The organism is Microcystis sp. M079S1 (assembly GCF_020246425.1).
GTDB classification, from domain to species: Bacteria; Cyanobacteriota; Cyanobacteriia; order Cyanobacteriales; family Microcystaceae; genus Microcystis; species Microcystis aeruginosa.
Map to the genome: position 1 here is coordinate 60,669 of NZ_JADBSZ010000052.1, position 14,795 is coordinate 75,463.

The following is a 14,795-nucleotide window of genomic DNA, read 5'->3' on the forward strand; positions in this document are numbered from 1 at the left end:
GCCAATTCTCCCCAATTTAAGCCAACTTTTAATTTTTACTGTTCACTAGCCACTGCTTGGGGTTGTCCTTGCGGTTGGAATTGGAACAGGGAATAAACCACGTTACGACGGATATCAATCATCATTTCTAAAAACATCTCGTAGCCTTCCTGTTTATACTCAATCAGAGGGTCTTTTTGACCGTAACCGCGTAAACCAATCGACTCGCGTAAAGCTTCCATAGCTTGCAGGTGTTCGCGCCATAACATATCGATTTGTTGCAGGATAAAATAACGTTCGGCATCGCGCATTAAACCGGCGCGAATATTATCCACTTGACGTTCTTTAATTTCGTAGGCTTTACGAACTTCTTCGTGTAGGAACATCTTGATATCATTGACACTCATATCCTCGACATCTTTAGCGGTAATATCTGCCAAGAGATAGACGAATTCCTGAGATTTACTAATCAGTTTTTCTAAATCCCATTCTTCCGCCGGCAGTTCGGGATTAACATAAGCCATGACGATTTCATCCATGGTTTTTTCGGCGTATTGCAGCACCTGTTCTTTTAAGTCCATCCCCTCCAAAACCCGACGACGTTCGGCATAAATAGCGCGTCGTTGATTATTCATCACCTCGTCGTATTCAAACACCTGTTTCCGGGCATCATAATAGAAGGTTTCCACTTTTCTTTGCGCGCCTTCCAGAGAACGAGTCAACATTCCCGACTCAATGGGCATATCTTCTTCCACCCGGAAGGCATCCATTAAACCCGCCACGCGGTCGCCCCCAAAAATTCGCAATAAATTGTCTTCTAGGCTTAAAAAGAAGCGTGTAGAACCGGGGTCGCCCTGTCTGCCCGCCCGGCCTCGCAATTGGTTGTCAATACGGCGGGATTCGTGGCGTTCCGTCCCGATAACGTGCAGTCCGCCCCTTTCTACTACTTCATCGTGTTCTTTGCCTGTGTAATCTTCATAACTTTTGCGAATTAATTTATAGACTTCGCGTAACTTTTGAATAACCGGGTCATCCGTGGGGGCTTTTTCGGCTGCGATGGCGATTTTTTCTTCTACTTCTAATTCGGGTAAACTTTGAGTTCCGTGGGTATCAACGGCAAATTTAACCGCTTCTTTCAGGGCATTTTCTACCTCTTTCGGCAACTCGGTGGGAAAAATTTCCGCCGAGGCACGCCAGTTTTTTTTCTTCTTACCCGGGGCGAATCCTTGCGGGCGATTGCGTTCTCCTAAACTGGGTAAACTAAAGGCCAAATTGTCATCTTCGGGCATAACTAATTTGGGCATTAAATACTCGCGAATTTTCAATCGGGCCATATAGTCGGAGTTACCACCGAGGATGATATCGGTTCCCCGTCCCGCCATGTTCGTGGCAATGGTTACAGCCCCGGCCCGGCCTGCTTGGGCGACGATTTCCGATTCCCTTTCCACGTTTTCTGGACGGGCATTAAGCAAGTTATGGGGAATCTTTCTCTCCTGTAATAAAAGCGAAAGCACTTCCGATTTTTCCACACTGGTAGTACCGACTAAAACCGGGCGACCCTGTTCGTGCATTTGTTGACATTCTTCAGCGACGGCGTTCCATTTTGCCTGTTCATTTTTATAGACCACATCGGCTAAATCTTGCCGACGAGAAACGCGGTTAGTGGGAATAATTGTTACTTGCAGGTTATAGACTTTTTCTAGTTCCGTTTCTTCGGTTTTGGCCGTCCCGGTCATGCCAGATAATTTCGGATAGAGTAGGAAAAAGTTTTGATAGGTAATCGTGGCTAAGGTTTGGGTTTCCTGTTGAATTTCTACCCCTTCCTTAGCTTCCACTGCCTGATGTAAACCATCACCCCAACGTCGCCCCGGTAATACCCGTCCCGTGAACTCATCAACGATAACAATTTCACCACTGCGGACGATATAGTTAACGTCTTTTTTCTGGAGTTCTTTGGCACGAATAGCGTTAGAAATATAGTGCGCCCAGGGATTTTCTTGGTCGTATAAATCGGTAACTTCTAATAGTTCTTCCGCTCTTTTAAAGCCTTCATCGGTCATTAAAACGTTACGGTCTTTTTCGTTAACTTCGTAGTCTCCCGGTCCGTCTTCTACTTTTTGGCGCACTAATTGCTTGGCGATTTCGGCGGCGAGAATATATTTTTCTGTGGGTCGATCGATCGGTCCTGATATAATTAATGGGGTTCTGGCCTCATCGATAAGAATGGAGTCCACTTCGTCGATAACGCAGTAGTTAAAGGGTCTTTGGACAACTTCCCCCATCACTGTAGCCATGTTATCGCGCAGATAATCAAAGCCGAGTTCGCTGTTAGTGGTGTAGGTGATGTCACAGGCATAATTTTTCTTTCTTTCTTCCGGACTCATGCCGGCTTGAATTAGTCCCACACTTAACCCTAAAAAGCGGTGTACCTGCCCCATCCATTCCGCGTCACGACGGGCGAGATAATCGTTGACGGTGACGACGTGAACCCCTTTTCCGGTCAATCCATTCAAATAAGCGGGGAGTGTGGCAACTAGGGTTTTTCCTTCCCCGGTTTTCATCTCGGCGATTTGTCCTTTGTGGAGTACCATTCCCCCCAATAACTGCACGTCAAAGTGACGCATCCCTAAGACTCGGATTCCCGCTTCCCGGACAATGGCGAAAGCTTCGGGGAGGATTTCCTCGAGAATCTCCTCTCTTTCGTCATAATTTCTCGCTTTGTCTAATCTTTCCTTAAATTCGCTGGTTTTGCCCCTTAATTCCTCATCGGATAGGTTTTTAATGTCTTCTTCCAGCAGGTTGATTTCGGTGACGAGGGGCTGAAATTTTTTAATTTTGCGGGCGTTGGGATCTCCGAGTAGGGCTTTTAACATAGCAGTTTTTATTCTCTCGCTTCGATTGGCTCTTGGTCTGTGGTGTTAACAATTGTATCACTCTCGTTGGGAGTAGAGAGTCATTTATCGCTGAAAAGGGACTCTTGCCAGTGGGCAAAAATTAAGTTAGAGATGGTATCTTAGAGATAAGAATATGCTGATCTACTTTGATTCCCTAAAACCTTAAAAAACTTAGTATTGCCGACAAAGGAGGGTGAAACCATGACAGAAAGCCTTACCATGGCAGCCCTCTACGGGAAACTCTCAAAAATCGGACTAAAAAAAGATTATGTCCGAGAAAATGGCTTGCCCAGTTGGTGGGATGATGAACTCAATGATAAACCCGTTGCAGTCCTAGAAGGGGCAGGTTATATCGCCAAAAAGCTCAATCTTGACCTCTCATCCTTATTAACCCCTCAAGAAAAGGTCAAATTTAATCGACCTCCTCATACTAAATTTAAACAGCACAATAGCCAAAATAACCAACATCCCCATCTAGCACAAGCTTTAGCGAGTCGTTTTGCTGAGTTAATTTCCTTGGGGGTTGAAGTTAATTATACCCCTTTACCTAAGGATGCTAAAACCATCAGAGAAGACATCTTAAGTCAACAGCCAAAGGTTGACTTGACCTCTCTTTTAGATTATTGTTGGTCTCAGGGAATAGCGGTGGGATACTTTGATCATTTTCCTGACAAAACTAAGAAATTTGCTGGATTAATTCAATGGTATTCCACTTGTCCTGTAATTATTCTTAGTTCAAAATATCAACAGTCGGCAAGACTCGCTTTTAACTTAGCGCACGAATTAGGACATTTAGCATTAGCACATCTAAAAGATGGGGTATTAGTTGATGAAGAGATTACATTTGATAATGATAGCGAAGAAAAAGAAGCTAATCAATTTGCCACTGAATTACTCTTAGGTGATTATGATAACTGCCTTGAGGATGGGAAATTCCAAAATGCTGAAAAATTCAGTAAATATGTTCAAGAACATTTTATCTCTCATCATCCCGATATTGACATAGGTGCAATTATTCTGAACTAGGGATGGCATAACAGGGACTACTTTGCTTTAGCCATGGCTACTTTAAAATTATTAGAACCCAACCCAAATGGCAATAAGATTATTAATGAATATTTGGCCAATCAGTTAGACTGGGATAAATTTGATGACGAAACCTACGAGTATCTAGAAAAGGTGTTAGGAGTTTAACCTTGATAGGTTCTGTTTATTGTTTGGATAATGACATTATCCTAAAATTGTCCACCTGTGGCTTATTTGAGAAAACCCTCAATACCTTTGGATTTGAAATTAATCAAGTTAAAATTCTTCAGACATTTCAATATAAATTTAAAAGGCAAGCGCAACAAAAAAGGAAGAGAAACCCTAATAAATATAACCTAGAAGACGCTTTATCTGTGGTTGAAACCTGCGATAAAATATCAATCTAGGGTTTGCGGCAAAAAGTACGGGCGAAGCATTCGGATAGAAAATCTCCGGTTTCACCGATAGGTTATTGCCCGAATGCTTCGCCCCTACAGGACGCGGGCCGATGAAACCCCAAGGTTTTGAAGCACGATTCTCTCAAAATCTTGCACCTGTACTGATTATTTATTCTCCCTTTTACCTGTCCTGATATGTAGCCTATAGTCAACGGATTTAGTATTAATCTTCTCTCACCGGTGGCTTAACTAAAGGGGAAACCACCATATTTATTGATAATTATATCTATGGTTTCCATAATTGCGATCGATTCGCCCAAAATGGAGATAATTTGTTGATAATGTTCTAGGTCATCGTAGCTAAGGTGGCGACCTTTGCGGTCTTTTAGCCACTTCTGACACACTTGATAACCGCCGATATAAAAGTTCCAAATTTGAGGCGGAATCCCCGCAAAATACTGGTCAGAATTAATCGAAATTTGTTGTTTATTTTCGTCATATTTCACCTGTTCGACTAGATTAGAACCCGCCACGGGATAGCTACTAATTTCTTTTCCCGTTGCTTTCATTAGGTGTAAATGTACTAATCTGTCACCTTTTTTGACTAATTCCCAGAATAATTCTTGATTACTGGTGAGAGGAACACGAGGAAAGTCTATTTTTAAAAATTCGGCGTAACGTTGGCGATATTGGGGAGAGTGAAAGACAGCATAGATATAGTTAAAAATGTCTTCCGGTCCAAAGGTTTTCTTTTTGTCTCCTTTGCCATCACTGATAAATTCTAATTCAAGTTTTGCCGAAAGTTTGTTAATAAATTCAGGCGCTAGATTGGGACGGCGACCATTTGGCGAGTTGGTTGCTTCTGTGTCAAATAGGGTTGGGGTATTGGTTGGGTAAAGATAAAGGGGGAAGTTATGGTTAGATTCTTTCGTGATATTTGAAATCAAACAATCATTAGGAACTAAGTCAGTTATCCAAAAATGTCTATATTCATTATTTGCTATTTGACGAGAACAAACTAAACACAAATTTTCTTTGTTAAATATATGGTTTCTTAAATCAGGTCTTGTTCTATCCATAACATAATCAGAATAAAACATAAACCTATTGTCGAAGGGTCTATAAGCGCATAAGTCAAGGAATCTCCACAAGTCTATCTCTTGTTTCAAAGCTGTAGCTGCTTTCTTCCAATCCCACTTTCCTAAATCATATTTATCAGAAAAAGAATTATCTAATTTATCTTGATTAACTAATTCAGTAATTCGTTTAACTATCTGCTCTTTATCGAAATCTATAGCAAAGTGATCACGATGACTCTTGAAACCATAGATATGAGTAATATATATTTCATCAATTCTATGATATTTATTATATTCACCTAGCGATTTTTCTGATTGAATTCTTAACAAATAAAATGGTTTTTTAGGCTCTATATCTAACCATTCAGTTGAACTAATATCATTTTCATCTAACCAATGATACTTACCCCCAACTAACTCTCTATTCTCTTTAACCTCTCTAACACCCCACAAATCAGCATGATAAACCTTGGCTAAATCTTGCTGACTATCTTGATACTTAATAAAAAACGCAATCGCTACACCTTGCTGAATATCAAACACATTTTGATCGGGTGAACCGTCGGGACAAACTTCTTTTTTCTTACTATTCCCATGCAAATCTAAAACATAAATCTCATCAAAAGTCTGCATCAAATTTTGACGCATTCCCCGAAAAGTTGGATTATCCAAATAACCATGATTTGTAATTAAAGCCACAACTCCATAACCAGTTTCCGCTACCCGATACTGAGCAAAGCGAATAAACTTCACATAATCATCTAATAAACCTTTAGGGTTTCTCTCTCCCAATGGTTTTCCATCTAATTGATAATAATCCTTAACCAAATTCACAATCCAAGGGTCAGTATTCATCGACTGATAGGAATAGGGAGGATTGCCTAAAATAACCATAACTGGCATTTCTTGCTTAACATCTTTTGCCGCGGCTGCTTCATCGCGAATGCGATTTAAAAAACCATCAGCAGGGGGAATTTGAAAAGCTTCCTGTAGGGTGTTGGTGAGATAGATTCCCAAGCGTTCATCGGCACTAAAATCATAGCCTAATTCCTGAAGTTGTAAACCTAATTTCATGTGTGCTACGGTGTAGGGAGCCATCAGTAATTCAAACCCAAAGAGACGGGGTAATAAATGTTTACTGACATAACTAGACCACATCCCTTTCTGTTGACGAAAACTGTCATAGATATGGTCGATAACAGAGTGTAAAAAAGTGCCAGTTCCCACAGCAGGATCGAGAATTAAAACTTGGTGAACTTCCTGAGTTTCTTGGCTATTATTAGGATTTTTAATCGTAATTTTTTGAGCATCGGCCAAACCTTTAGGAATCTGAAACTTATTTTTTAGAATATAGTCCACACTGCGAACCATGTAAGAAACCACGGGTTCAGGGGTATAATAAACCCCCCTAGACTCACGCATTTTACTATCGTATTCGGCTAAAAAAGTCTCATAAAAGTGAACTACAGGATCCTGCTTGCGTGTGCGTTTTCCAAAGCTGCCCAGAATCCCCTCCATGTCCGTTTGTTGTAAAATAGTCGCTAGAGTATCCACGGCCCAAGTAATCCGCTCATCTAATTCTGTACCAGCAATTTGATGAAAAATTCCCCGCAAAAAAGGGTTAGTTTTCGGTAGTCGAAATCCCGCCGTTTCCCTGGAAAAAGAACTTATTTGATCCGTATTACAGCGTGCTGCGAATAAACCATAACAGATTGTTTGTGCATACATATCCGCGAACTGCGCTTCATTGAGATCACTAATTAAAACTCGTTGAAAAGATTGCAATTGTTGCCGCAACATTCCCCCGCAATCTTGATCTTTTAAAGCTTGGCCGATTGCATCTCGAATTAACTGCGCTAAAGCGGCCATTTTTTTGGCTAATTCTCGCGGTGTTGTTATCTGAATAACTTTTGAGAGGAAAAATTGACAGAACAATTGTTCTACTTGTAAAATACCCTGGGAATCAGGTTTAATTTGCTTTTTTTGATTAAGAGTTGCCACGGACGCTGATAGACGCAATTCTCCCGATACATACCAACGAAATTCTAAATGATCGGTGATAATTAAATTACCCAAAGCCTGTAAATAACGTTTTATTTGGGGAGTATTTTCAACCTTTTTGAGAGAAGTTCCGATATCTTTGGCTTCCAGATGACCAATTTCTACTATACCCTGATTAATCACAAAATCTGGAGCGCCACAAGCAATCCTTTTGGGTTCATTGAGAGCTTGTAGGTTATTATTTAGGGATTCAATTAATTTTTTTAAAGCAGGACGATAACTGTGTTCTGTGGCCTTACCCTGTTGATAAATGCCTGTGATTTCCTCTAGATATTTTGGCAGTGAGTTACTCATTATCGTTGCGACATACAAACGTTCTTCTCTAGATAAAATATAACCTCATTTGCCCCCAATGTCCACTGCCCTCATCCTACTTTATGGCTGCATCTGACATTTGCAGAAATACCGACAATGAGCAATTATCAGTGATTCTTGAATTATCACAGATATATCAGCAGCTGCCTGTAAGCATCCCACCGAAAAGCTAATGCGCGGGGGGTTTGGGGGCGGCGCCACGCCCCCAACGGGGGGTTTGGGGGGTAGAACCCCCCAAAAGCTTGGATTGATTAATAAAGTCGGAAGTAATGCCCAATTTTATCAGAGAGTTTTCGCGTAAAAATCCCAACTTGCTAGATTTACAAAAATAAGATGTACCCTGCTTTATCCCTATCCTCAAGGATACCAAAATTAGCTAGAATGAAATAATAGGCGATAATCTCATCTCAACAACTTCACCAAAATATTAACGATGGTCAAAGCATCATCTCCCTTATCTCTAGAGCATCTCTATCATGTTCCCACCTACACTATAGCCGATACTGCGCGCTATCTCCATATTCCTTTGCCCACTCTGAGAACGTGGGTACGAGGACGCACCTACCCGACAAAAAAAGGACAAAAAGAGTTTTTACCCCTCATTCAACGACCTAATCCGAATATTCCGCAACTTTCCTTTACTAACTTAGTGGAAGCGCACGTTTTAAGAGTTATTCGCAAAGTTCATAACATCCCTCTCGATAAAGTTAGACTGGCCCTAGACTATATTAGTGAACAATTTAACACCGATCATCCTCTAGTTCAAAAACAATTTAGTACCGATGGAACTGACCTTTTTATTGAACAATTTGAACATTTAATTAATGCCTCCCGTTCGGGACAATTGACGATGAAACAATTCTTAAATAATCTCTTAACTCGTATTGAATGGGATGAACAAGATATCGCCACACGGCTTTTTCCCACTATCGACATAAATGGGGAAGACTTCAGCAATAAAGTACTAAAGATAGACCCGAATATTTCCTTCGGAAAACCCGTGATCGCAGGAACAGGAATTCCCACTAAAGTTGTCACAGAACTTTATGATGCGGGGGACTCTATAGAAGATATTGCCAATGATTATAATTGTCAACCTTGGCAAATTGAAAAAGCGATTTTATTCGAGTGCAATTGGCAAGCGGCATGACCTATCAATACACCTATTTTATCGACCGCGCTTTAGGAAAATCTATCGGTGAAGCTTTGCAAGAAATAGGGGTTAAAATTGAATTTCATCATGCCCATTTTGCCCCAGATGCACCGGATACGGAGTGGCTACCTATTGTTAGTCAAAGAGGATGGATAGTATTAACTAAAGATGTAAACATTGGTAGAAATATTTTAGAAGTTCAACAGATAGCCCGTTATCAGGCTCAAGTATTTGTTCTAGTTTCTGGCAACTTACCTCGTCAAACCATGATTAATATTTTTGTCGAAACAATCGATAAAATCGAAAGAATAACCCAAGATAATCAAGCCCCTTTTATCGCCAAAATATACCAAGATTTTCAAGTAAAATTGTGGAAAAATAAAAATGAATTAACTAGAATAATAGAAACTATGTAAAACTTATTAAAATATTTTTTATTCAGTAAAAAATTACAGCTAAATTTGTTGACAATATTCTCACCATTACCTTTGATGCAATTGTCGAAATTGTCTGAGCAGTGAACCGGTTTAATCAACTTCTTAATCCCCCCACTTGCTGTTAAATTTATCTCCTTTCACTTCACCCAGGGGAAGGGGGGGACTTCTGGCGAGATTTGAGTTAAACTAGAAAGGTTGACTATTGACAAACATCGATCGCACAGGAGCAAATTATGTCTAGAGTCTGTACTATGACGGGGAAAAAGGCCAATAACGCCTATGCGGTGTCCCACTCCCACCGTCGCACCAAAAAATTACAAGAAGCTAACCTACAATGGAAAAGAGTTTGGTGGTCGGAAGGCAACCGTTGGGTAAAACTACGCATCTCCACCAAAGCTATCAAAACCATTGAAAAGAAAGGATTAGCCGTCTTCGCTAGAGAAGTAGGCTTAAACTTGAATTTGTACTAAGCGAGTAGTTCAGAAGTGGAAACGAATCGGCCCTATCGTTGACTCCTCTGCTTTTGATTATTAAGTATTGCAACAGGGCGTGATGTGGGGTGAAAACTACCTTTAAGATTAAAAACTTAAAACGACCTGTTCAGGAGAATTTCAATGTATTCAACCCTATTAATGGCCGCTACCGCCGTACAAGGTTCCAGCGAATGGAGTCCCAAAGTGGCGATTGTCATGATTATCTGCAATATTCTCGCTATTGCTTTCGGTAAAGCGACTATTCAACAACAAAATGTCGGTCCTGCTTTACCTTCCCCCGCTTTATTCGGTGGTATGGGATTAGGCGCTTTACTGGGTACTACCAGTTTTGGTCATGTCCTCGGTGCCGGTGTCATCCTCGGTCTCTCCCGTCTCGGAGTTATCTAAATATGTTTTGATTTTCTCAATCGGTGGCCAAAAGTCACCGATTTCTTTTGTTAAAAATTCTGGAATATATAAGTAGGTAGGTGTTAAAAATTATCAGATGCCCCCCTTATTAAGGGGGGATTAAGGGGGGACTAAGGGGGGATCGGCACCCCCCTTATCAAGGGGGGCAGGGGGGATCAGAGGCAAAATCTATCTTCTATTTAATTAGAACCACTTACTTATAATAAATATGACTTTACCTCAAAAAAATTCTTTTTGGTACGATGAGCGATTTCAGAAGATTTTTCTACAGGTAATTATCCTGCTAATTGTCTGCCTAATTTTCTGGTTTTTTGGACGCAATTTAGTGATTAATTTCCAACGCTTACGCTTAAGTTTTGGCTTTGGCTTTCTCTTTGATACTGACCGACCAGCTTCTTTTGCGATTGGTGACTCTCCTATTGCCTACAGTCCCACCGATACCTATTTTCGCGCTCTTTTGGTGGGATTAGTTAATTCCCTCCGCATTATGATTAGTGGCATATTTTTGGCGATTAGTCTGGGAATAGTCATCGGGTTAGGTCGCTTGTCGGATAATTGGTTAATTCGTCAGTTAGCAACAATTTATGTGGAAACTATTCGCAATACTCCTTTATTATTACAATTATTTTTTTGGTATTTTGCTGTATTTCTGAAACTGCCGAAGATTGAGGAATCTTTAGAGTTTTTTGGCAGGGTATTTTTAAATAACTCAGGAGTCTATTTACCTTTTCCCGCTAATAGTTTCAGGACATGGTTAGCCTTAGCTATCATTGCTTTAGGAATAATTATCTCAGTATTTTTATACCTAAAAAATAAACTTAGTTTATGCCTAACTAGCCTACTAATCCTAGTTATAATTCCTCTAATCTGGGGTTTAGAATGGCAAAGTCCCCAAGTTAATCTTATTAATCAAAATATTGACTTCGGTTTACATCTTTCTTCCGAGTTTGCCACCCTCTTAATCGGTTTAACTGTTTATACAGCTGCCTTTATCGCGGAAACGGTACGGGGGGGGATTCAATCGGTTAATCGGGGACAATGGGAAGCAGCTAAAGCCTTGGGATTAAAACCTTTATTAGTGATGAGATTAGTAATTTTTCCCCAAGCTTTGCCGGTGATTATTCCTCCTTTAACTAATGAATGTTTAAACCTTGTTAAAAACTCTAGTTTAGCGATCGCTATCGGTTATAATGATATTTATGCTATCTCTAGTACCATCGCTAATCAGACAGGAAAAGCTCTAGAAATGTTAATAGTAGTTATGGCAACCTATTTATTCTTTAATCTGGTGATTTCCTTGACTATGAATCAATTAAACAAACGGGTAAAAATTCAGGAAAGATAGGGTGTGTTAGCGAGTGCGTAACGCACCGAATCGCACCAGAATTTAGCGATAAAGTAACTAATGAGCATTAGCAGAATATAAAGCGGTGATAATTGCTGTCACCGCAGGACTAAGACTAGATAAAACCACCACAGAAGCGGTGGCAATGATGATAGTAGTAGCCATTCTCACCATACCATCTGTACCTTTTTGATAGGCATCAAATTTATAATCTATGCGATCAATTTTTTGTCCTATTTCATCTCGCCACTTACTGAATGCGTCCTGTGATTGGCTGAATTTTTCTTGCAAATCACTAACTTCATCACTTAATTGAATCAACGCTGCTCTGATGTCATCATTACTGGGATTTTCGGGAATTTGCATGACCTTGATTAGCAATCAACTAACAACCGCATATATTATAGCAGTTCTTAGCCATAAATTACAATTTTTTATCAGGAGGAGGAGTCAATCGCCAGCGCACTAAAAAACTATCAATACTTTCTAAACATTCCAAGTCATCTTTAGGTAAATAAGAATCTTTTAACAAGAAAGAAAAAGCCTGCTGAAACTCTTGACTATCAGCTTGAATCGGACTAGCAAAATGACAAGGAATAACCTGTTTAATCGGCCATTGGCAAATTCTATCAACCCATTGACTAACCTCGTCAGTAGTGCGATTAAGAATCAAAGTTTGCAAAATTGGGGCTACTATTAACCTCCCCTCTCGACGCAAATTTAAAAAAGTCTTTTGCCAATCATCCCCCCATTGAAAAGGGAATAAACCAAAATAGGCTTTTTTACTCTTTTCCTGAGCAGTAAAAGCATCTCGAAAGACCTTAATCCAATTGGGAACAGCTAAAACAGGAGGTTGAAAATAAAGAGCAAAAAGACAAATTCTCTGCCAACCCCGACGGCGATTTTCTGGGGTATCCTCCACCAAATCCTTAGCACTATTTTTAGCGTGAAACAGGAGAGGATAGGGGTCTAATTCTAAAATAGCGGGAGGATTTTCTGGGATAGAAATAATTCCATCAGTCAGCAGCAGAGTTTGAGAGTAGTGATGAAAAAAAGCCACTTCCGAGAAGTATCCCACATTCAGATCAATTGCGGGTAAAATTTCATAACTAAAATCTTTTCCTAAAGAAGTGGTTGCCGAGTCAGCAGGTAAAATTTCTGTTCGTTTTGCCGGTAAACCCAACCAACTCAAAGGTAAATTAAGAGGAAAACTCCATTGATTAGGAGCAACATAAACTATAGCCTTAGGAAAATAACGGGCAAAAGGACCGACAAAAACCTTATGTTCAATCCCAGAAATCGTCGGCAAAATAATATATTTAACTTCCCCGTGTTCACTTTCCAACTCACGCATTAAGCGAATACATTCAGGAGTCGGGGCCACTGGTGCATAAACAAATAAACCCCCGGATGCTAACTTAATTACCGTCATACGAATCGGCACAACCACATAAAAAATACCCTGCAATTGCTCAAATGTCCAGAGCGTATCTTTCACCACTTCTTGGCGAATTGTCCGTCTTTGACCGTAGGGATAAAGTGGTACAATTGGCCAAAAAGGCCATGATAAATCTTGCGGACTAATTGCGGCTTTTGTCATCGTCTGATTCTATGGCTGAAAATCTCTATTTTAGTTATCATAAACCCTTCTAATCCCCATGACTGATAAACTGCCCATTGATTCTTTGGTCAATACTTGGAATAGTCTCACGGGGGAAGTGATGAAAAGACTCCCCATCGACCAGTTGACTAATACTGTCCTCCAGTGGTTTAGTGTTAGTGACAATCAAGTGGCGGAAATTTTAGAAAAAGTCCGTCAAGAATTACCCACCACCGAGGCGCTGTTAATCGGCAAACCGCAAACGGGAAAAAGTTCGATTATTCGGGGAATAACGGGAGTTTCGGCGGAAATCGTCGGGCAGGGTTTCCGTCCCCACACCCAAAACACCCAGCGCTACACCTACCCTGCGGAAGACTTACCCCTGTTGATTTTTACCGATACGGTGGGGTTAGGGGATGCCTATCAACACACAGACAAGGTAATCGCGGAATTATTAGCAGATTTAGCCGAAAATACGGGACGCGCCCAGGTTTTTATCGTGACGGTAAAAATTGATGATTTTGCCACCGATAGCCTTCTGGAAATTACCAAACAACTGCGGCAAAAATACCCTAAAATCCCCTGTTTACTGGCTGTCACCTGCCTTCATCAGCTTTATACTCCTAATACCGCCGATCATCCCCCTTATCCTCCCGATTGCGAGGATATCAATCGTGCCTATCAAGAAATCAAAGAAACTTTTAAGGATTTATACGACAATTCTGTGCTAATCGATTTCACCCTAGAGGAAGACGGTTACAACCCTGTTTTTTACGGTTTAGAGGCATTTAGAGACAATTTAGCTGATTTATTGCCAAAAGCCGAGGCCAACACCATCCACCAACTTTTAGATCGGGAAACCAGCAATAAATTAGGCCATCTCTATCGGGACGTGGCCCGACGCTATATGTTAGCCTTTTCCGTCATAGCGGCGACCTTGGCGGCGATTCCCTTACCCTTAGCGACTATGCCCGTGTTAACCGCCCTACAAGTGTCAATGGTGGGGGTTTTAGGCAAATTATACGGTCAAGTGTTAACCCCATCCCAAGCCGGTGGAATCGTCAGTGCGATCGCTGGCGGCTTTTTGGCTCAGGCCATCGGTCGGGAATTGGTGAAATTTATCCCCGGTTTTGGCAGTGTGATCGCCGCTTCTTGGTCCGCTGCCTATACCTGGGCCCTAGGAGAGGGCGCTTGTGTCTATTTTGGCGATTTAATGGGGGGTAAAAAACCCGATCCTAAGAGGATTCAAAGGGTGATGAAAGAGGCTTTTTCTGCTGCCCAAGAAAGATTTAAAAATGTCGCTACGGGAGGAGATAATTGATCGGTATTCAAAGAATATAGTCATTTCAGATAAATCTGATACAGTCTAGAGCGATGGGAAAATAAGTAGCTGGTTATAATTAAATTAAAAATGGATTTTAGGTTCGATCCCCCCTGCCCCCCTTGATAAGGGGGGTGCCGATAGGCGGGGGGATCCCCCCTTAATCCCCCCTTGATAAGGGGGGCATCTGACAACTTTTAACGCCTACCTACTTATCTTAAGAATTTGTGGTATGTAGATATAGATTCGTCCAGTGTGCCAAAGTGAACTGACTAATAACAGTTA

General features: G+C 40.9%; 10 protein-coding genes and 1 pseudogene. 7 read left to right on the plus strand and 4 right to left on the minus strand.

The annotated features are described in order from the left end of the window. Window positions 1–35: 35 nt before the first annotated feature. Window positions 36–2,852: a preprotein translocase subunit SecA gene (gene secA / locus IM456_RS03045; protein WP_287692852.1), complete on the minus strand. Its 2,817-nt coding sequence runs from the start codon at window positions 2,850–2,852 to the stop codon at window positions 36–38. A 222-nt stretch (window positions 2,853–3,074) separates the two neighbouring features. On the opposite strand from secA, the pseudogene IM456_RS03050 reads away from it, so the two are divergent. Beyond that, window positions 3,075–4,067: pseudogene (locus IM456_RS03050) on the plus strand (ImmA/IrrE family metallo-endopeptidase). A 475-nt stretch (window positions 4,068–4,542) separates the two neighbouring features. Here the strand turns inward: IM456_RS03050 and IM456_RS03060 are convergent. Then, the gene (locus tag IM456_RS03060; protein WP_287692859.1) at window positions 4,543–7,731 is read right to left on the minus strand and encodes a type ISP restriction/modification enzyme; all 3,189 of its coding nucleotides are present in this window, start codon (window positions 7,729–7,731) and stop codon (window positions 4,543–4,545) included. Between the two features lie 454 nt (window positions 7,732–8,185). Between IM456_RS03060 and IM456_RS03065 the strand changes: the two genes are divergently transcribed. From IM456_RS03065 to IM456_RS03085, 5 genes are all read left to right on the plus strand, one after another. Continuing rightward, window positions 8,186–8,902, plus strand: a complete 717-nt coding sequence (locus IM456_RS03065; RefSeq protein ID WP_287692861.1) for a DUF433 domain-containing protein — start codon at window positions 8,186–8,188, stop codon at window positions 8,900–8,902. Next, the gene (locus IM456_RS03070) at window positions 8,899–9,321 is read left to right on the plus strand and encodes a PIN-like domain-containing protein (protein WP_061432129.1); all 423 of its coding nucleotides are present in this window, start codon (window positions 8,899–8,901) and stop codon (window positions 9,319–9,321) included. Before IM456_RS03065 ends, IM456_RS03070 begins: the two co-directional genes overlap by 4 nt. Before the next feature lie 254 nt (window positions 9,322–9,575). Further along, window positions 9,576–9,812 (plus strand): 50S ribosomal protein L28, encoded by a 237-nt coding sequence (gene rpmB, locus IM456_RS03075; RefSeq protein ID WP_002732080.1) that lies wholly within the window; start codon window positions 9,576–9,578, stop codon window positions 9,810–9,812. A 144-nt stretch (window positions 9,813–9,956) separates the two neighbouring features. Then, on the plus strand, window positions 9,957–10,223 hold the full coding sequence (gene psaK, locus IM456_RS03080; protein ID WP_002760753.1) for a photosystem I reaction center subunit PsaK: 267 nt from the start codon (window positions 9,957–9,959) through the stop codon (window positions 10,221–10,223). A 229-nt stretch (window positions 10,224–10,452) separates the two neighbouring features. Beyond that, a complete protein-coding gene (locus IM456_RS03085; protein ID WP_287692864.1) occupies window positions 10,453–11,589 on the plus strand; it encodes an amino acid ABC transporter permease in 1,137 nt (378 codons plus the stop codon). A 57-nt stretch (window positions 11,590–11,646) separates the two neighbouring features. On the opposite strand, the gene IM456_RS03090 is transcribed toward IM456_RS03085, so the two are convergent. Together IM456_RS03090 and IM456_RS03095 are read right to left on the minus strand one after the other, a co-directional pair. Then, on the minus strand, window positions 11,647–11,955 hold the full coding sequence (locus IM456_RS03090) for a ssr2422 family thylakoid membrane protein (protein ID WP_002798015.1): 309 nt from the start codon (window positions 11,953–11,955) through the stop codon (window positions 11,647–11,649). A 58-nt stretch (window positions 11,956–12,013) separates the two neighbouring features. Then, entirely contained in the window at window positions 12,014–13,189 is a 1,176-nt protein-coding gene (locus IM456_RS03095; RefSeq protein WP_149987883.1) for a DUF4336 domain-containing protein, read from the minus strand. Between the two features lie 58 nt (window positions 13,190–13,247). On the opposite strand from IM456_RS03095, the gene IM456_RS03100 reads away from it, so the two are divergent. Beyond that, window positions 13,248–14,510: a YcjF family protein gene (locus IM456_RS03100; RefSeq protein ID WP_149987882.1), complete on the plus strand. Its 1,263-nt coding sequence runs from the start codon at window positions 13,248–13,250 to the stop codon at window positions 14,508–14,510. Window positions 14,511–14,795: the final 285 nt, after the last annotated feature.

Coding starts and splice junctions, on each gene's coding strand:
- psaK (WP_002760753.1), top strand. CDS start 9,957: ATGTATTCAACCCTATTAATGGCCGCTACCGCCGTACAAGGTTCCAGC.
- IM456_RS03065 (WP_287692861.1), top strand. CDS start 8,186: ATGGTCAAAGCATCATCTCCCTTATCTCTAGAGCATCTCTATCATGTT.
- IM456_RS03085 (WP_287692864.1), top strand. CDS start 10,453: ATGACTTTACCTCAAAAAAATTCTTTTTGGTACGATGAGCGATTTCAG.
- IM456_RS03070 (WP_061432129.1), top strand. CDS start 8,899: ATGACCTATCAATACACCTATTTTATCGACCGCGCTTTAGGAAAATCT.
- IM456_RS03090 (WP_002798015.1), bottom strand. CDS start 11,955: ATGCAAATTCCCGAAAATCCCAGTAATGATGACATCAGAGCAGCGTTG.
- secA (WP_287692852.1), bottom strand. CDS start 2,852: ATGTTAAAAGCCCTACTCGGAGATCCCAACGCCCGCAAAATTAAAAAA.
- IM456_RS03100 (WP_149987882.1), top strand. CDS start 13,248: ATGACTGATAAACTGCCCATTGATTCTTTGGTCAATACTTGGAATAGT.
- IM456_RS03060 (WP_287692859.1), bottom strand. CDS start 7,731: ATGAGTAACTCACTGCCAAAATATCTAGAGGAAATCACAGGCATTTAT.
- IM456_RS03095 (WP_149987883.1), bottom strand. CDS start 13,189: ATGACAAAAGCCGCAATTAGTCCGCAAGATTTATCATGGCCTTTTTGG.
- rpmB (WP_002732080.1), top strand. CDS start 9,576: ATGTCTAGAGTCTGTACTATGACGGGGAAAAAGGCCAATAACGCCTAT.